18 protein-coding genes are annotated in these 17,659 nt (G+C 65.2%); 5 read left to right on the top strand and 13 right to left on the bottom strand.

Annotation, left to right across the window (positions count from 1 at the left end; genetic code table 11):
- Positions 1–23 precede the first annotated feature (23 nt).
- The 10 genes from QRQ56_RS12270 to soxX form a co-directional block, all read right to left on the bottom strand.
- Positions 24–1,244 carry an MFS transporter gene (locus QRQ56_RS12270; RefSeq protein WP_438740249.1) on the bottom strand — a complete coding sequence of 407 codons (1,221 nt, stop codon included), beginning with the start codon at positions 1,242–1,244 and terminating at the stop codon, positions 24–26.
- A 168-nt stretch (positions 1,245–1,412) separates the two neighbouring features.
- A complete protein-coding gene (locus QRQ56_RS12265) occupies positions 1,413–1,595 on the bottom strand; it encodes a hypothetical protein (protein ID WP_438740247.1) in 183 nt (60 codons plus the stop codon).
- A 100-nt stretch (positions 1,596–1,695) separates the two neighbouring features.
- Positions 1,696–2,733 (bottom strand): MBL fold metallo-hydrolase, encoded by a 1,038-nt coding sequence (locus QRQ56_RS12260; RefSeq protein ID WP_438740246.1) that lies wholly within the window; start codon positions 2,731–2,733, stop codon positions 1,696–1,698.
- 299 nt (positions 2,734–3,032) lie between these two features.
- The gene (locus QRQ56_RS12255; RefSeq protein ID WP_438740244.1) at positions 3,033–3,491 is read right to left on the bottom strand and encodes a DsrE family protein; all 459 of its coding nucleotides are present in this window, start codon (positions 3,489–3,491) and stop codon (positions 3,033–3,035) included.
- A complete protein-coding gene (gene soxB / locus QRQ56_RS12250; RefSeq protein WP_438740243.1) occupies positions 3,488–5,239 on the bottom strand; it encodes a thiosulfohydrolase SoxB in 1,752 nt (583 codons plus the stop codon). The genes QRQ56_RS12255 and soxB overlap by 4 nt, the downstream gene beginning before the upstream one ends.
- A 53-nt stretch (positions 5,240–5,292) precedes the next feature.
- Positions 5,293–5,598 (bottom strand): hypothetical protein, encoded by a 306-nt coding sequence (locus QRQ56_RS12245; RefSeq protein WP_438740241.1) that lies wholly within the window; start codon positions 5,596–5,598, stop codon positions 5,293–5,295.
- Positions 5,595–6,458: a sulfur oxidation c-type cytochrome SoxA gene (gene soxA, locus QRQ56_RS12240; RefSeq protein ID WP_438740240.1), complete on the bottom strand. Its 864-nt coding sequence runs from the start codon at positions 6,456–6,458 to the stop codon at positions 5,595–5,597. The genes QRQ56_RS12245 and soxA overlap by 4 nt, the downstream gene beginning before the upstream one ends.
- A complete protein-coding gene (gene soxZ, locus QRQ56_RS12235) occupies positions 6,458–6,769 on the bottom strand; it encodes a thiosulfate oxidation carrier complex protein SoxZ (RefSeq protein WP_438740238.1) in 312 nt (103 codons plus the stop codon). Before soxZ ends, soxA begins: the two co-directional genes overlap by 1 nt.
- 15 nt (positions 6,770–6,784) lie before the next feature.
- Complete coding sequence (gene soxY / locus QRQ56_RS12230; RefSeq protein WP_438740237.1) at positions 6,785–7,276, bottom strand: thiosulfate oxidation carrier protein SoxY; 492 nt, start codon at positions 7,274–7,276, stop codon at positions 6,785–6,787.
- A gap of 25 nt (positions 7,277–7,301) precedes the next feature.
- A complete protein-coding gene (gene soxX / locus QRQ56_RS12225) occupies positions 7,302–7,628 on the bottom strand; it encodes a sulfur oxidation c-type cytochrome SoxX (protein WP_438741449.1) in 327 nt (108 codons plus the stop codon).
- Between the two features lie 260 nt (positions 7,629–7,888).
- On the opposite strand from soxX, the gene QRQ56_RS12220 reads away from it, so the two are divergent.
- Positions 7,889–8,560, top strand: coding sequence for a DUF938 domain-containing protein (locus tag QRQ56_RS12220; RefSeq protein WP_438740235.1), 672 nt, complete (start codon positions 7,889–7,891; stop codon positions 8,558–8,560).
- 92 nt (positions 8,561–8,652) lie between these two features.
- On the opposite strand, the gene QRQ56_RS12215 is transcribed toward QRQ56_RS12220, so the two are convergent.
- Positions 8,653–10,719: a prolyl oligopeptidase family serine peptidase gene (locus QRQ56_RS12215; RefSeq protein ID WP_438740234.1), complete on the bottom strand. Its 2,067-nt coding sequence runs from the start codon at positions 10,717–10,719 to the stop codon at positions 8,653–8,655.
- Between the two features lie 206 nt (positions 10,720–10,925).
- Between QRQ56_RS12215 and QRQ56_RS12210 the strand changes: the two genes are divergently transcribed.
- Entirely contained in the window at positions 10,926–12,173 is a 1,248-nt protein-coding gene (locus QRQ56_RS12210) for an MFS transporter (protein ID WP_438740232.1), read from the top strand.
- A 140-nt stretch (positions 12,174–12,313) separates the two neighbouring features.
- A complete protein-coding gene (locus tag QRQ56_RS12205; RefSeq protein ID WP_438740230.1) occupies positions 12,314–13,552 on the top strand; it encodes an MFS transporter in 1,239 nt (412 codons plus the stop codon).
- Between the two features lie 225 nt (positions 13,553–13,777).
- On the opposite strand, the gene QRQ56_RS12200 is transcribed toward QRQ56_RS12205, so the two are convergent.
- Positions 13,778–14,269, bottom strand: coding sequence for a VOC family protein (locus QRQ56_RS12200; RefSeq protein ID WP_438740228.1), 492 nt, complete (start codon positions 14,267–14,269; stop codon positions 13,778–13,780).
- A 109-nt stretch (positions 14,270–14,378) separates the two neighbouring features.
- Entirely contained in the window at positions 14,379–14,924 is a 546-nt protein-coding gene (locus QRQ56_RS12195) for a carboxymuconolactone decarboxylase family protein (RefSeq protein WP_438740226.1), read from the bottom strand.
- A gap of 137 nt (positions 14,925–15,061) precedes the next feature.
- On the opposite strand from QRQ56_RS12195, the gene QRQ56_RS12190 reads away from it, so the two are divergent.
- Complete coding sequence (locus QRQ56_RS12190) at positions 15,062–16,261, top strand: acyl-CoA dehydrogenase family protein (protein ID WP_438740224.1); 1,200 nt, start codon at positions 15,062–15,064, stop codon at positions 16,259–16,261.
- Positions 16,262–16,412: 151 nt separating this feature from the next.
- Positions 16,413–17,552 carry an acyl-CoA dehydrogenase family protein gene (locus QRQ56_RS12185; RefSeq protein WP_438740222.1) on the top strand — a complete coding sequence of 380 codons (1,140 nt, stop codon included), beginning with the start codon at positions 16,413–16,415 and terminating at the stop codon, positions 17,550–17,552.
- The last annotated feature ends 107 nt before the right edge of the window (positions 17,553–17,659 follow it).

Raw genomic sequence — 17,659 nt, 5'->3', positions numbered from 1 at the left:
GTGTCAACCGCGGGGAAGTGCGCTCAGGGTTGCGTGGCAGCCTTGGCTTCCCGCTTCCGCTCCGTGAACGGCGACAGCACCACTGTCGCGACCATGAACACGACGGACGCGCCGAACACCCAGTGCGGCGCGTTCTGGTCCATGATCCAGCCGAACAGCAGCGGCGAGACGATGCCGCCGAGGTTGAAGCCGGTGGAGACGATGCCGAAGGCGCGTCCCGCGGCGCCCGCGGGCGCGGCATTGCGCACCAGCATGTCACGCGAGGGCGCGATCACGCCGGAGAGAAAGCCCGCCACGGTCATCGCGGCAGTCAGGAGCCAACCGGGCAGCGTCACCAGCGCGATCAGCAGCACGATCGCCGCGTTGACGGCAAAACAGGCCGCGGCGACGTAGCCGTGGCGTTCGGTGTGGTCGGCGAGGAAGCCACCGGCGAGCACGCCCGCGGCGCTGGCGCCGAGGAACGCGGTCAGCATGACGTTGGCCGCCGAATAGGACGTTCCATACCCGCTCATCAGCGCGACGACGCCGAAATTGTTGATGCCGGCGACCGACAGGCTGAGCAGCATGAACAGCGCCGTCAGCGTGATCAGCGCCGGCGTGATGACGGCCTGCTTCGGCGCGTTCTCAGCGCCCGGCTTCTTCCGGCTGGCGCCGGCGTCGGGAATGTTCATGGCGAGCAGCAGCAGTGCCACCAGAATGCCGATCGCTCCCGATGCGATCAGCGCGCCGACGCCGCCGGACACGGTGACGAGCGCCGCCACGATCGCCGGCGCCACCGCGCCGCCGAGAAATCCGGCGAAGGTGTGGATGGAGAAGGCGCGGCCCATCCGCGCCTCGTCCATGTGCTCGGCCAGGATCGCGTAGTCCGCGGGGTGATAGACGCTGTTGGCAAGGCCGAGCAGCACGGCGCAGGCGATCAGCGAGGCGTAGCTGAGGTGCAGGCCAAGCAGGATCAGCGCGAGACCGCCGAGCGCAAGCCCGATCAGCAGGATCCTGCGCGCGCCAAAATGGTCGACGAGATAGCCGGTCGGCGCCTGCGTCAGCCCGGACACCACCGCGAACACGGTGAGCGCGAAGCCGAGCTCGATATAGCCGACGCCGAGCTGCGCCTTGAGGAACGGGAACAGCATCGGCAGGACCAGCAGATGAAAATGGCTGACCCAATGCGCGATCGAGATTCCCGTCAGCGTGCGCAGCGCGCTGTCCGCCTTGCCTTGTTGCGGTGCGGCGAGAACGTCGACCATTGCAGTTCCGTTTCACTCCCTCGGAGCGCGGAAACTATCGGGGAGAGCGGTTATTTGTCCATGAACGCAGGCGCATGGCAGGTAGTGCGGCCCATCTGTCGTAACTGCGAAAGCAGGGACGACAGCGGAATTTGAGGCGCTAGCGGGGATCAAAATCAGGCGCGAACCTCACAACGGCTCGTCGTCCACGCCATAGCGGTCGCGTTTGGGCGTTGCGATGTCGCCGTCCTCGTAGTCGTCGTCATCGAGCGGCGGCGGCGGAGCTTTCGCGGTGCCTTCCGCCGGCTTCTTCCCGGCGGCCTTGTTCTCAGTGATTTTGGGCGGTTCGCCCGGTTTGCAGAGCTTGGTCATGGCTGGTCCCGGATGGTGATGCTGCACCCGATCCTATCCCGAAAATATGAGCGCTCCCTGACCTAGCGCAATATCCGCCCCCGAGGATGGTCCGCAGCCGTCAGTGCACCAGCGGCCCGCCGGCCTTCTTCCAGGCATCGATGCCGCCGGCGATATGCGCCGTGTTGGAGAGGCCGGCCTCCTTGGCGGCCGCCACCGCCATCGCCGAACGCTCGCCGAAGGCGCAGAAGAAGACGACGCGGCGCCCCGTCGCGGCCGCTACCTCGCGCAGCATGCCGCCCGGTTTCAGGCTTTCCTCGACCGATGGATAGGGCGTGTGCAGCGCGCCTTCGAGCATGCCGTGCTTGGCGCGTTCGTTGGCCTCGCGCAGGTCGACCAGGAGGACGTCGGGCCGGCCGAGCGCACGGATCGCCTCATTGGCGCTGAGCGCGCGGCCCTCCTTCTCCAACTCCTCCTGGTGCAGGCCGACGCGCATGTTGGCGGGCACCGCGACGTCCATCATCTTCGGATTGGGCAGCTTCAGGTTCGCCATCAGCTCGATATATTCGTCGACCGAGCGCACCTGCAGCCGCGGATTGTAGCGCTTCTCCTCGCCGATGGTGGAGACGGTGTCGCCCTTGTAGTCGTGCGCCGGGAACACCATCGTCTCGTCCGGCAGCTTCAGCAGCCGGTTGAAGATCGATTCGTATTGCGCGCGCGACGAGCCGTTCTGGAAATCGGTGCGGCCGGTGCCGCGGATCAGCAGCGTGTCGCCGGTGAAGACGCGGTCGCCCATCAGATAGGAATAGGAATCGTCGGTGTGGCCGGGCGTGTACATCACGTCGAGCGACAGGCCCTCGATCGTCACCTTGTCGCCGTCGGCGACCCGCATCGCCACCACGTCTGCCTTGGTCTGGTCGCCCATCACGGTCATGCAATGGGTGCGGTCGCGTAGCTCGCCGAGGCCGGTGACGTGATCGGCATGCAGATGCGTGTCGACCGCCTTGACCAGCTTGAGGTCGAGCTCGCGCAGCAATTGGCAATAGCGATCGACCTTCTCCAGCACGGGATCGAGAATCAGCGCCTCGCCGCCGGGGCGGCTGGCGAGGACGTAGCTATAGGTGCCCGAAACGCTGTCGAAGAGCTGGCGGAAGATCATGGCAGGGAAGTCCGGCAGTGGAACTCGTTTCGAGGATTCTACTACGGGAAGGGCAGGAAAGAGAAGTAATTCACTACATCTGAACAAGAATTTGGAAGATTTTTATTTCGCGGGGCGATTTGGCCGCTGGTCGTCCCACCCACAGCTGTCATCGTCCGCCTAGTGCGCAATTGCGCACAGGGGCGGGCGATCCAGTATTCCAGAGCTGTCGAGGTGAACAGAGAGGCCGCGGCGTACTGGATTCCCCGCCTTCGCGGGGAATGACACCGACTGTGTCGTGAGCGCTGTGCGCTAAGAGCCTACGGCCTCACCACCGTGTACCCATTCTCCGCCAGAAACAGGATCTGCCCGACGCCCACCTGCACCGGCGTCGCTGCGGGGATGAACTCCGGCCGCTTGCCGGTCTCCCGCTCGATCGTGTCCACCGTGTTGAGGCAGATGTCGAAGCGCACGCCCTGCGCGATCAGGCTTTCGACCTGCTTGCGGCGCTCGCTGCCTGACAGCAGCAGGTCGATGCCCGGACCGAACGTCACCACCTCGACCGCGATCTTGTCGGGGTCGTAGGCTTTCAAGAGGTTGTTGGCGACGCTCAGCACCAGCGCCTGCTTCTTCGCATCGGCGTCGGAGAGCTGCAGCACGATCTTGTGCTCGGCGAACGGCTTGTCCTGGAGCGGCACCTGTTGCGCCGGGGCCGGCGGCATCGTGCTCCAGACAAGCAGCGTCAGCATCAGCGCGGAGAGGATCTGCGCCCGCCTCATCCCTGTCCCGCGATTCCCGGATTGTTCTCGACACCCTGCAGCGTGACGCCGGAGCCGAGGCGCTCCTGGAACATCCGGCCCGAGCGCAGATATTTGCCGACGACGTCCCACACCGGTGCGCCCTGCTGGCCGTTGACCGAGGCCCAGCCCGCGACCTTGTAACGGTGGCCGGCGCTGATCGCCTTGCCGTTGTGGAGCTTCAGCTCGGAGATGCGGCTGCCGATCGCAGCCGCCGGCGCGCAGGCGTAGCTGAGCCCGCCGGCACGCACCATGTCGCCGCCCTGCTGGTAGTAGGGATCGGTGTTGAAGAGGTTGTCGCAGACGTCTTCGAGCACGTCCTTGATCTGGGCGCCCGTCATCTCCTGCACATAGGTCTCGGGATAGGTGATCGCCGTTTCCGCGAGCACATCCTCCATGGTCAGCGCCTGGCCTGGCAGTGCGGTGACGCCCCAGCGGAATCCCGGTGACAGCGCGATCTCGGCATTGAGCTCGGTGCGGAGCGCCGTGCAGATCAGCTCGTCGACCGGTCCGGAGAAATTGCCGCGCCGATAGAGCAGGCGGTCAGGCGTTGCTATCTTCGCCGACCAGTCGGCCACATGCGGCTCGCGCAGCCGGCCGATCAGCTCGGCCATGGCAGGGTCGGGCTTCAGCAGCTCGGAATAGACGGGCAGCAGATGATAATGAACGTCGCTGACCTTGCCCTTGTCGATCGCGAGATCGAGCACGGCGAGGAATTTTCCGTTGGAGCCGGCATTGGTGACGAGCGTGGTGCCGCCAGCATTCTTCACTGGGATAGGCTGCGGCACGGCGTCATGGGTGTGGCCGCCGAGGATGACGTCGATGCCGGTGACGCGGCTGGCGAGCTTGAGGTCGACATCCATGCCGTTGTGCGACAGCAGGACGACAGCGTCGACCTTGTCGGTGCCGCGCAAGGCATCGACGTGCCTCTGCAATTCCTCCTCGCGGATGCCGAAGGTCCAGTCCGGCGTGAAGCGCTTGGGATGCGCGATCGGCACGTAAGGAAAGGCCTGACCGATGATCGCGACCCGATGGTTGCCCATCTCCTTGATGACGGAAGGCTTGAAGACGCGTCCGGTGGCCTTGTCGAAGGCGGCGGCGTCGTTGAACGCGGCTTCCTCGGTCAGGAAGACGTTCTGCGCCAGGAACTCGCCCTTGAAGCGCTCGAGATTGTCGCGCAGCACCTGCTCGCCATAGGTGAATTCCCAATGGCCGGTCATCGCCTCGATACCGAGCAGATTGGCGACCTCGACCATGTCGCGGCCCTGCATGACATTGGCAAGGCCGGTGCCCTGCCAGAGATCGCCGCCGTCGAGGAGCAGTGAACGCTTCTCGCCGACGTCGCTGCGCAAGCGGTCGACCAGCGTCTTCAGATGGGCAAAGCCGCCGAGCTTGCCGAAGCGCCCGGCGGACTTCTCGAACTCGATGCAGCTGAAAGCATAGGCATCGGCGCTGTCGGCGCGGATGCCGAACCGGTCGAGAAAGGCGCGCCCGACCAGATGCGGCGGCCGTCCGGCCATCTCGCCGACGCCGATATTGACGCTCGGCTCGCGGAAATAGACCGGATTGAGCTGCGCATGCGTGTCGGTGATGTGCAGGATGCGCGCATTGCCGAACCGTTCGAGGTCGTAAATGCCGGCTCCCTCGCTGCCTCGCGCAAGCCGCGGCAGACCCAACGTTGCGGCGGCAAGGCCCGCACTCTTCAGGAAATCACGGCGGCGGATCGCCATACCAGAATTCTCCGCGCCCTCAATGTCGCAAGACTGTTTCAGTAGCGGCCAGTCTAGCGGATTTCCATCGCCTTCCAGGCTTCTTTTTCGGACGCCGCCTGGAAGATCGAGGCCTTGGCGAGCGCCTCGGCCTCCTTGGCTGCGGCGGTGGCGCGGTCGAAATCGCCGCCATCCGCCGCCTTCTTGGCCGCGGCGAGCGTCGAGACGGTCACGGTCCACTGATTGCGCAAGCCAGCAGCCTCCTTGGATGCGGCTTCCGCGGTGGCATAGGCCGCCTTGTAATCCGCCTCGGTCGCCGCGCGCGCGGATGGCGCGAGGCCGAGCGCGAGCAGCATGGCCAGGGTAAGTGACCGCTTCATGGCCGCGCTCCCGGGCCCGAAATCGGCAGGCCGTTGGCGACGTAGGAGAGGAAATATTCGACGTCGCGATACTCGTCCGACTGCGGCTCCAGCGGAACCGCGCGGGTCTGGCTGTTGCAGGTGACGAAGCGGCGGCTGGTCGTGCCCATGCCGCTCCATTCGGAGCGGTAGATCGGCATCGCGTTCAGGATGCCGAGCGCCGGCGCCAGGATCTCGGCGCGGATGCGCTCGCCCGGGCTCTGCACATGGCAGCTGGCGCAAGAGAAGTTCATCTGGCCGCGACGGGTGTAGAAATAGCGCTTGCCGTTCTCGAACGCCGCGAGAGCGCGCGGATCGTCGGGGATCTTGATGTCCATCGGCTTGCCGCGCGAGGTGAACGCCATGTAGGCGGTCAGCGAGGCCATCTCGTCCTTGACATAGGAGTAGGGCTGTTCGCCATTGGCCTCGCGGCAGCGGTTGAGCGCGAGCTCCAGCGTGACGACCTTGCCTTCCTTCTCGTCGAAATAGGGATAGTTCTGGCGCACGCCGATGCCGCCGTTCGGGAAGCAGTCGGCATAGGTCTTGCCGTTCTTGAACGGGGCCGCGAACATCTCCTTGCCGGCGTCGAGCGCGAACTCGTAAGGCGGGAATTCTTCCTTCTCCTGCCACTGCCGCTTCATGTCCGCGTTCATGGAATACGGACCGTTGACGAAGTCCTCGTGCTTCACGTCGGGAAACTTCTGGAAGAAGAAGTTCTGGAAGGCCTTGGCGTCGGCAACGGGATCGACCTTGTCCGCAGCGACGACGCGCGGAGAGGTGAGGGCGAACGCAACGAGTGCGGCGCTGAGCGAGCCGAGCAGAATGGAGCTGCGCGTCTTCATCACGCGATCTTCGCGGTGGTCGTGTCCGATCCACCCTTGTTGTCGGTCCAGGTGATCTTGAGGTCGTCGCCCTTCTTGGCGCCCTTGAAGGCGAACTTGACGTAGGGGTCCTTGGAGATCGCGGTGCCCCAGTCGGCGACGAACACGTCCTTGCCGTTACATTCGAACTTCAGCTGCTGGATGTAGTGCGCCGGGATCAGCTCGCCGGCGGGATTCTTGACGAGGCCCGTATCCATCGGGTGTTGGATCAGCGCCTGCACCTCGGTGATGTCGCCGTTGGACGTTGCGCGCACGCGAATGCTGGATGCCATGTCGAATTGCCTCGCTTAGCCGCCGCAACCGCCGACGGTGACTTTCACTTCCTTGGTCGCGCTGTAGAGCTTGCCGTCGGCTTCCACGATCGCGGTCAATTTGGTGGTCTTGGCCATCTTCAGCCGGTGCGCGACACCGGGGATCGTGCCGTCGGCGATTCTGTAGGACGCCGCGAGAGCGAAAGGGTTCTCGGCGACGAAGAAAGAAATCGAGCTGACCTTGTCGAGCGTCGTGCTCACCGAGACCGGCACGACGCCGCCATTCTCGGCGATCTCGGGCGCATCCAGCTTGACCTTGTCGGAGGGCTCGGCGGTCTTGCCATAGAGCGCCTTGATCGCGTCGGCCTCGTTCTTCTGCTTGAAGGCCTCTTCCGGATATTTGTCGTTGGCTGCGGCGCGCGCCGGCGCGGCGGCGAACGGCAGATTGCCAAGGCCCAGCACGGCGACGCAGGCTGCGCCTTGCAGGATCAGGCGCCTCGTCGCAAGGGGGCCGGTCGTGGTGGTCATCTCGGGTCTCCTGGGCAGCCGGCCGTTACAGGGTTTGCAGGAAATCAACGATCGCGCTGATCTCCTGTTCGGTCAAAATCCGGTTCCTGCCGAACGGCGGCATCATGGTCTGCGGATTGCGCTTGGTCTCGTCGAAGATGATCGCGGTGAGCTCGCTGCGATCGGGATATTTGGTCTTGAGGTCCTTCAGCTCCGGACCGATCGATCCCGGCAGGTCACCGCCCTTGATGACATGACAGGTCAGGCAATTGCCCTTGCCGCGGTCGAAGGCGAGCTTTCGGCCGTCCTCGACGGCGGATTGCGCCTGCGCCGGGGTCACGGCTGCGCCGACGGAGAGGGTCAGCGCCACCAGAAAGGCAGGCTTGCAGGGAAAGGCGGTCAAGGCATCGTCCCAAGCGGTATGTCGATGATCTCGTTTGCGGAATTGTTCAAAAGCACAAAGGGCATCGCCTGACAATCAAGACTATGCACGGGGCAAAATGGAGTTAATATCTTCCGCATTGCAACTGATGAGATAGTTCGTTCATCCGGTGGGCCGGAACTAGCAAATTATTCTGGGGCGTTTGGCTCTCGTAGTCGTGTTTTCTGTTTCACGTTTTCTGGGGACGTCACTTGGCTGAATATGTTGTCGAATTTGGCAGGGACGGCGGGCGAGTCGAGTCGGATGGGCGGCTCGATGCACCGGCCTTTCACCGTAATCACGCGCCGATCTGGTCGGCGCTGGAACATCACCTCACCGGCCTGACCGGCAATGTCGTCGAGCTCGGCAGCGGAACCGGCCAGCATGTGGTCCATTTCGCCCGCCACACGCCCGGCCTCGTCTGGTGGCCGAGCGACCTCAACCAGCGCCATCTCAGGAGCATCGAGGCCTGGCGCGTGCATGCCGGCCTCGGCAACGTCCGTAGCCCGCTGCGGATCGACCTGACCGATCCCGATTGGTGCGTGGAGATGAAGGGCGGGCAGGCGCCGACGAGCCTTGCCGCCGTGTTCTGCGCCAATGTCATCCACATCGCGCCGTGGGCCGTGGCCGAGGGCCTGTTCGCCGGCGCCGGCCGCTATTTGCGCCCCGACGGCAAGCTGTTCCTCTACGGCCCCTTCAAGCGCGACGGCAAGCACACCGCGCTCAGCAATGCGGTGTTCGACACCTCCTTGCGCGAGGGCAATCCGGAATGGGGCGTGCGCGACATCAGCGATGTCGAGCTGCTCGCGAAGGGAGTGGGCCTGCGCCTCGTCGATTCCATCGACATGCCCGCGAACAATCTGACGCTGGTGTTTTCGCGGTAGGACGCGTCATGCCCGGGCTTGTCCCGGGCATCCACGTTCTTCGTGCGAAAGGCAAGGCGTGGATGGCCGGGTCAAGCCCGGCCATGACGGCGCTAGCCTTCATCCCTCCAGCCGATCTTCTCCTTTAGGAATCGATAGCCGAGCACCTCGAAGCCCGCGCGCTCCCGGTTGTCCTTGCCGTAGCCGTGACCGCCGGCGGCCGGCTCGTAGAACCAGGCCTCATAGCCCATCGCCTGGAGCTTCGCCGCCATCTTGCGCGCGTGGCCGGGATGGACGCGGTCGTCGCGCCGCGTGGTGGCGATCAGGATCGGCGGATAGGACTGGCCGGCCTTCACATTGTGATAGGCCGAGTAGGTCTTCAGCCATTCCCACTCCTCGGGCTTGTCGGGATCGCCATATTCCGCGATCCAGCTCGCGCCCGCGAGCAGCTTGGTGTAGCGGCGCATGTCGACCAGCGGGATGGTGCAGAACAGCGCGCCGAAACGCTCGGGATAGCGCACCAGCATGTTGGTGATGAGGATGCCGCCGTTCGAGCCGCCTTGCGCGGCGATGCGCTTCGCGCTCGTCACGCCGCGCCGCACGAGATCGGCCGCGACCGCGGCGAAGTCGTCATGCGACAGCTTCTTGCCGGCGAGACGTCCGGCGTCGTGCCAGCGCGTGCCGAACTCGCCGCCGCCGCGCAAGTTTGCCTGCACAATGGTGCCGCCCCGCTCCAGCCACAGCTTGCCGAGCGAGGAATTGTAATACGGCTTCACCGCAAGCGCGAAGCCGCCATAGGCGCTCATATAGACCGGTGCATCGCCGGTCTCTGTTGCCGGGCCGGTCTGGACATAGGGAATGCGCTCGCCGTCGATCGAAATCGCCTCGTGCTGGGTCACTACGAGCCCGTCAGCGGTGAACGTCTTCGGCGCCTGCTTCAGCACGGTCGGGCTTGCGACGCCGCGCGCGAGCAGCAGCAGCGAGGGCGGCGTGAGCGGATCCTGCACATTGGCGAGCAGATCGCCATTGCTCTCGCTGGGATCGCGATCGAGCGGCCAGACATCGACGACGCCGATTTGCGGCAGGCCGGGAAGCGTCGCGCGGCTCCAGCCGGTGGCGGACGGCGTGCAGATCTCGAAGCGCGGGCGGAGCTCATCGAGGATCGACAGCACGAGCTTGCCGGCGCTCCAGAAGAAGCCCTGGACGGCCCGGCGCGGCGAAGGCTCGAACAGCACGGCGAAGTCGCGGCGGCCCGCCAGCAGATCCGCAAGCGCGATGCCGAGCACGGTGTCCGCCTTGTGTGTCCGTCCTTCCACGGACCAATCCGCACGCGGCTTGATCGCGAGCCAGTCGCCATGGGCTTGCAGCTCGATGGCAGTGGGCAGGTCCAGCTTCGAGACGGGGCCGGTCCGGTCTCCGATCGAGACGCTATAGTTGAAGAAGTCCAGCATCCGGCCGAACCAGATCTTGCGATCCGGCGTCATGCGATCGATATGGCCATACGCCGCCATGTCGTTCACGGGAGCCTCGAACAGCACGGAAGCCTGCTCCACCGGTTGGCCGCGCCGCCACAGTCGCACGGTCCGCGCGTAGCCCGATGTCGTCGCCATGCCCTCGCCATGAGCGCTCGACAGCAGCAGCGTGTCGGCATCGAGCCAATCGGCGCCGCCCTTTGCCTCGGGCAGCGTGAAGCCATCCGCCACGAAGCTCTTCGTAGCCATGTCGAACTCGCGCAGCGTCACGGCGTCGCTGCCGCCGCGCGAGAGGCTCAGCATCGCGCGCGAGCTGCCGGGCATCGTGACGATCGCGCTGAGCAGCCAGTCCTCGCCTTCGCGCGCGGCGAGCTTGTCGAGATCGAGCATGGTCTCCCACGCCGGACTCGCTTTACGAAATTCGTCCAGATTGGTCCGCCGCCACAGGCCGCGCGGGTTGGCGGCGTCCTTCCAGAGATTGTGCAGATCGTTGCCGCGCCGGCTGACATAGGGAATGTTGTCGGGGCGATCGTAGATCGAAGCGAGCACGTCGCGGTCGTGCTCCCAGGCCTTGCCGCCGAACGCCTGCAGCGTCAGCTCGTTCTGCCGCTCGACGAAATCGAGCGCCTGCTTGCCCTCGATCTCCTCCAGCCACAGAAACGGATCGTCGTCGGGAGCTTGAAGCGTGGGCCGGTCGTCGACGGACATGAGCAAAAACTCCCAGGAATCGCGCCGGATAGGATTTGATCGAGCGCAAGCCGTCAAGGGCGCGGCCCGCTATCATGTCGCCGATTGCGTCAGAGGCATGGCCTGCGCCCGTTTGCGCCGGTTGCCGGCCCACCCGCACCCCTCCATAGTGCCGGGAATCAGCCAACCCCAGTGAGCCCCTTGAAATCCCCGGGGCGGAAAAGCCGATGCTTGACGTGACTTCGACCCATGAGATCGCCGACGACGTCCGCGCGCGCGCCAACGTGGTGCGCCTCGCCGCCGCGCAGGCGCTGACCGGCGCCAACTCGGCGGTGATCTTCGCCACCGGCTCGATCGTCGGCGCGACGCTTGCGCCCGACATGTCGCTCGCGACCGTGCCGCTGTCGATGTACGTGCTGGGGCTCGCGGCCGGCACGCTGCCGACCGGCGCGATCTCGCGCCGCTTCGGCCGCCGCGTGGCTTTCGTCATCGGCACCGGCCTCGGCGCGCTCACCGGTTTGCTCGGCTCGTTCGCGATCCTGCACGGCTCGTTCGTGCTGTTCTGCCTTGCGACCTTCCTCGGCGGCCTCTACGGCTCCGTTGCGCAGTCCTATCGCTTCGCCGCCGCCGACGGCGCCAGCGCGGCTTACCGGCCCAAGGCGGTGTCCTGGGTGATGGCGGGCGGCGTGTTCGCCGGCGTGCTCGGTCCGCAACTCGTGCAATGGACCATGGACGTTTGGTCGCCCTATCTGTTCGCCTTCAGCTTCCTGGTGCAGGCCGCGGTCGCGCTTGTGGCGATGGGCATCGTCGCCGGCGTCGATATCCCGAAGCCCGCGCCGGCGGACCTGCATGGCGGCCGGCCGCTGCTCACCGTGGTGACGCAGCCGCGCTTCATGGCCGCGGCGCTGTGCGGGGTCATCTCCTATCCCATGATGAATCTGGTAATGACCTCGGCGCCGCTCGCCATGAAGATGTGCGGCCTGTCAGTCTCGGATTCCAATTTCGGCATTCAATGGCACATCGTCGCGATGTACGGGCCGAGCTTCTTCACGGGCGCGCTGATCGCCCGCTTCGGCGCGCCGAAGGTCGTGGCCGCCGGCCTGCTGCTGGAAGCGGGTGCCGCCGGCATCGGCCTCTCCGGCCTCACCGCGATGCATTTCTGGGCCACGCTGATCGTGCTCGGCGTGGGCTGGAATTTCTCCTTCGTCGGCGCTTCCGCGCTGGTGCTGGAGACACACCGGCCGCAGGAGCGCAACAAGGTGCAGGCCTTCAACGACTTCCTGGTGTTCGGCATGATGGCGGTGGGCTCGTTCTCCTCCGGGCAATTGCTCGCCAGCTATGGCTGGTCGGCGGTGAACCTCGTGGTGTTCCCGCCGGTGGTCCTCGGTCTCGTCGTGCTCTCGCTCGTGTCCTGGGCCCGTCGCCGCAAGGCGCGGCTGGAGGCTGCGATGGGCGAGTTCCCGGATGCGATCTAGCTTGGCAGGAGGCTGTCAGCAACGTTGATACTTCGATCCAGGTCGAAGTGATTTTCGGGAGCCGGGTTGTTACATGATGCTCGTCATGAACAGACGAGCGTGAAGCGAAGCGCTCGCGGGGGAACGAAGGACAAGCGCAAATGCTCGACAATCCCCAACAGGCAGCCCCTATCGACGAATCCTCATACCGCTACGAAGGCTGGCGCATCGTCGCGGTCTGCTTCCTGCTCGCGACCTTCGGCTGGGGGCTCGGCTTCTACGGCCAGAGCGTCTATGTCGCCGAGCTGCAGCGCGCGCGGGGCTGGCCGACCACGCTGATCTCCGCAGGCACCACGTTCTTCTATCTGTTCGGCGCGCTGCTCGTCGTGTTCGTCGGCGAAGCCGTGCGGACCTATGGCCCGCGCCTCTCCTTGATCGCCGGCACACTGGCGATGGCGGCCGCGTCCGTTGCGATCGGCGCGGTGCGCGAGCCCTGGCAGCTTTATCTCGCCGACGCCGTGCTCGCCTTCGGCTGGGCCGGCACCAGTCTTGCCATGATCACCAACACGATCAGCCTGTGGTTCGACCGAAAGCGCGGCATGGCGATCAGCCTCGCGCTCAACGGTGCCAGCTTCGGCGGCATCGTCGGCGTGCCGCTGCTGGTGACGCTGATCGGATATATCGGCTTTGCCAATGCGATGTACGCCGCGGCCGGTGCCATGCTGGTGCTGCTCCTGCCGGTGATCCTGCTCGTGGTCGGCCACCCGCCCGCGCACCATGGCCGGCACGCGGCCGCGAAGGCCAGGCCGCAATCGTCGACGGAGATCCGTGCCTGGGCGCTGCGCGACGTCGGCTTCCTCACGGTGACCATTGCGTTCGCGCTGGTACTGTTCGCCCAGGTCGGCTTCATCGTGCACCTGATCTCGTTCCTCGATCCCGTGATCGGTCGCGAGCGCGCCGCCGTCGCGGTGGCGATTCTGACCGCGATGGCGGTGGTCGGCCGGGTGCTGTTCTCGCTGGTGATCGACCGCCTCAACCAGCGGCTGGCATCCGCGCTGTCGTTCCTCAGCCAGGCCACCGCGCTGCTCGTCGTCATCAATGTTCACAACGACTACGCGCTGATCGCGGCCTGCGCGGTGTTCGGCTTCTCGGTCGGCAACCTCATCACGCTGCCGTCGCTGATCGTGCAGCAGGAGTTCGACTCAGCCGCGTTCGGCGTGCTGATCAGCCTCAACACCGCGATCAACCAGGTGACCTATGCGTTCGGCCCGGGCGTGGTCGGGGCCCTGCGCGACTGGTCCGGCGGCTATTCGTTGCCGTTCTATCTCTGCATCGCGCTGGAGGTGGCGGCGGCCGCGCTGATCATGGTGCGCGGAAAGCCAAGAGAGAAGCTCGCGTAGGGCGGATTAGCCGAAGGCGTAATCCGCCAACCTGGCTCCGCATGTGCTGAAGCGTGGTGGATTACGCTTCGCTAATCCGCCCTACGGGACCTGCGTAAACGCACGAGCCCGCCTCCACACATTCCGTCATCGCGAGCGTAGCGAAGCAATCCAGAATGTCTCCGCGGAAGCAGTCTGGATTGCTTCGTCGCTACGCTCCTCGCAATGACGGGGAGAGATCGGAGTTCACCCCTCGCGCTCTTTCAGCAGCGCCTCCACATCCAGCCGCTTGGTGAACATCGCCAGCTTGCCGTCCGGTCCGAACGGCCATTGCTCCCGCGGCTTGTCCCAATACAGCTCCACGCCGTTCTCATCGGGATCGCGCAAGTAAAGCGCCTCGGATACGCCGTGGTCGCTCGCCCCATCGAGCGTAATGCCAGCCGTGAGCACGCGGTGCAGCGCGTCCGCCAGGGCGGGGCGCGTCGGATAGAGGATCGCGGTGTGATAGAGCCCGGTGGTGCCCGGCGGCGGCGGCGAGCCGCCTTTGCTCTCCCAGGTGTTGAGCCCGATGTGGTGATGATAGCCGCCGGCCGAGATGAAGGCCGCGCCCGAGCCCATCTTCTGCATCAGCTCGAAGCCGAGCACGCCGCAATAGAATCCGAGCGCGCGATCGAGATCGGCGACCTTGAGATGGACGTGGCCGATCCTGGTGCCGGCATCAACGGAACTCTGCGACATGTGACTGCTCCCTCGAAAACATCCACATAGGGTGGGCTTCGCGATGACGCCATGGCCGATCCCGAAACCCATCGTTTCCTGATGCGCAATTGCGCCTTAGGCTGCGAGACTAGGCCAGCTCCTTCACTTCGCCCTCGGGCAGCTCGAACTCGAACGTGTTCAGCGTCATTGACACCATAGTGTAATAGCCGCACAGCCCGATCACCTCGACGACGCCACGCTCGCCGAGCAGCGCGACCGCCTGATCGTAGAGCCCCTTCTCGACGCCGTGACCTTCATGCAGCGATTTTGCGAGGTCGTAGATCATCCTGCCCTTGGGATCGTCGAAGTCGGGCGTGCGACGATCGCGGATCGCGTCGATGATTTTTGGGTCCATGCCGCCGGCGAGCGCGAGGCGCTTATGCGCATACCATTCGTAATGCGCGGTCCAGTGCCGCGCCGTCACCAGGATCGCGATCTCCGAAAGCTTTGCCGGAAACATCGTGTCGTAGCGCAGCACCTCGCCGAGCCGCGTGGCGTGGCGGGCCATGTCGGGGCTGTTGAGCCAGGCCATCATCGGCGCCGGCGGCTTACCGCGCTTGCCGGCAATCGACTCGTCATAGGTCTGCCGCTGGCTCTCGTTCATTTCGCCAGGCGAAAGAAGTTTCAGGCGCATTGTCGTTTCCTCTTTGTTTTCAAGCTCGCCACTGGCGCGACTATAGCCGAACGCGACGGCACGGAAGTGGTTGAATTCCACGGTGCGATGGCCCAGAGTCGCGCCCAACAAGTCGATTTTGATTGATGGAAACGACCATGAGCGACACCGAGACCGCCGAGCTCGAAACATTCCGCAACGAGACGCGCGCCTGGCTCGAAGCCAATTGCCCGCCCGAGATGCGCAAGCCCGCGACGTCGGATGCCGACGTGTTCTGGGGCGGGCGCAACACGAAATTTTCGTCCGAGCCGCAGCGTCTCTGGTTCGAGCGCATGCGCGACAAGGGCTGGACCGTGCCGGACTGGCCAAGGGAATATGGCGGCGGCGGCCTCAGCGCGGCCGAGCACAAGGTTCTGCGCGCCGAGATGGGAAAAATCGGCGCGCGCCCGCCGCTGTCGAGCTTCGGCATCTGGATGCTAGGGCCGGCTTTGCTCAAGTATGGCAATGAGGCGCAGAAAAAGGAGCATCTGCCGAAGATCGCGGCGGGCGAGATTCGCTGGTGCCAGGGATATTCCGAGCCGAACGCCGGCTCTGATCTTGCTTCGCTGCAGACCCGCGCCGAGAGCGACGGTGATGATTTCGTCATCACGGGCTCGAAGATCTGGACGTCCTACGCCAATTACGCCGACTGGATCTTCTGCCTCGTCCGCACCGATGCGAGCGCGAAGAAGCACGACGGCATCAGCTTCATCCTGTTCGACATGACCTCGAAGGGCGTGACGACCAAGCCGATCCTTCTCATCTCCGGCTATTCGCCGTTCTGCGAAACCTTCTTCGACGGCGTCCGCGTGCCGAAATCGCACGTGGTCGGCACCGTCAATCGCGGCTGGGACGTGGCGAAATATCTGCTGCAGCACGAGCGGGCGATGATCTCGGGCATGGGCGAGCGCGGCGTCGGCCGTCCGCTCGGCCAGATCGCGGCCGATTCCGTCGGCACCGACGCGCAAGGCAAGCTCGATGATTCCATGCTGCGTGCAGAGATTGCGACCTTCGACGTCGACGAGGCCGCGCTTGCGGCCTGCGCCGAGCGCGCGGTCGATCTGGCCAAGGCGGGCCAGGCGCATCCGGCGTTCTCGTCGGCGATGAAATATTACGGCACCGAGCTCAACAAGCGCCGCTACGAGATCCTGATGTCGGCCGGCGGCGTCGATGCGCTGGAATGGGAGAGCGAGCGCTCCAGGCAGGGCGCCCGCCCGCGCGCCTGGCTGCGCACCAAGGCCAACTCGATCGAGGGCGGCACCACGGAGGTGATGCTCGGCATCGTCGCCAAGCGCATCCTGGATCTGCCGGGGGCGTAGGACGCTCGCTCTCACCCTCCGTCATTCCGGGGCGCGCGCAGCGCGAGCCCGGAATCCATACTCCCGATCGTGGTTATGGATTCCGGGTCTGGCCCTACGGGCCATCCCGGAATGACGAACCAAAATAGATTATCGAATCGGAAACACGCCCATGGCCCTCGTCCTCACCGAAGAACAATCGATGCTCCGCGACAGCGCGCGCGGACTGATCAGCGACAAGGCGCCGGTGTCGCATCTGCGCTCCTTGCGCGACAGCAAGGATCCCACCGGCTTCTCCAAGGAGTTGTGGCATTCCTTCGCCGAGATGGGCTTTGCCGGCCTGCTGGTGCCGGAAGAGTTTGGCGGCAGCGGTCTCGGCTTCATGGAGGCCGGTGTCGTGATGGAGGAGATCGGCCGCACCTTGATGCCGTCGCCGTTCCTGGCGACCTCGGTGGTCTCGGCCTCGGCGCTGACCCGCGGCGGCAATGCCGCGCAGAAATCGGAATATCTGCCGAAGATCTCAAACGGCTCGCTGCTGGCGACGCTGGCGATCGACGAGGGCGCAAAGCATCGCCCGCTGCAGACCGGCCTGCAGGCCGTGCGTGCCGGCAATGGCTTCAAGCTCTCCGGCGCCAAGGCGCTGGTGGTCGATGGCCACGTCGCCGATCTCCTCATCGTCGCCGCGCGTACGGCTGGCTCCGCCGGCGAGCGTGACGGCCTGACGCTGTTCCTGGTCAATCCCAAAGCCAAGGGCGTTGCGATCGAGCGCACGGTGATGGTCGATGCGCATAATGCGGCGCGGATCGAGTTCGCAAACGTCGAGGTCAATGCCGACAGCGTGCTCGGAGAGGTCGATCAGGCAGCAAGCCTGCTCGAAGGCGTGCTCGACATCGGCCGCGGCGCGGTCGCCGCCGAGATGGTCGGCCTCAGCGAGGAAGTCTTCAACCGCACCGTCGAGTATCTGAAGAACCGCAAGCAGTTCGGCAAGCTGATCGGCGAATTCCAGGCGCTGCAGCATCGCGCCGCCGAGCTCTATGTCGACATCGAGATCACCCGCGCCGCCACCATGAAGGCGCTGCAGGCGCTCGACACGGATGTCGCCAAGGCCGCCTCAGCCGTCGCCGTGGCAAAGGCCCGCGCCGGCACCACCGCGACGCGCGCCGTGCAGGAAGGCGTGCAGATGCATGGCGGCATGGGCATGACCGACCAGTTCGACATCGGCTTCTTCATGAAGCGCGCGCGCGTGTGCGAGGAATTGTTCGGCGATGCCAATTACCACACCGAGCAACTGGCCCGCGCGCGGGGATATTGAGGCGCATCGTCGCGTCGCGCTGGGTGTCATCGCCCGCGCAGGCGGGCGATCCAGTACGCCGCGGCCTCTCGGTATACGATTAACGTCTCGGAATACTGGATCGCCCG

This window comes from Bradyrhizobium sp. U531 (assembly GCF_051710265.1).
Taxonomy (GTDB): Bacteria; Pseudomonadota; Alphaproteobacteria; order Rhizobiales; family Xanthobacteraceae; genus Bradyrhizobium.
Note: the sequence above shows the minus strand (reverse complement) of the source record. Positions and strands in the feature narration are given on the sequence as shown.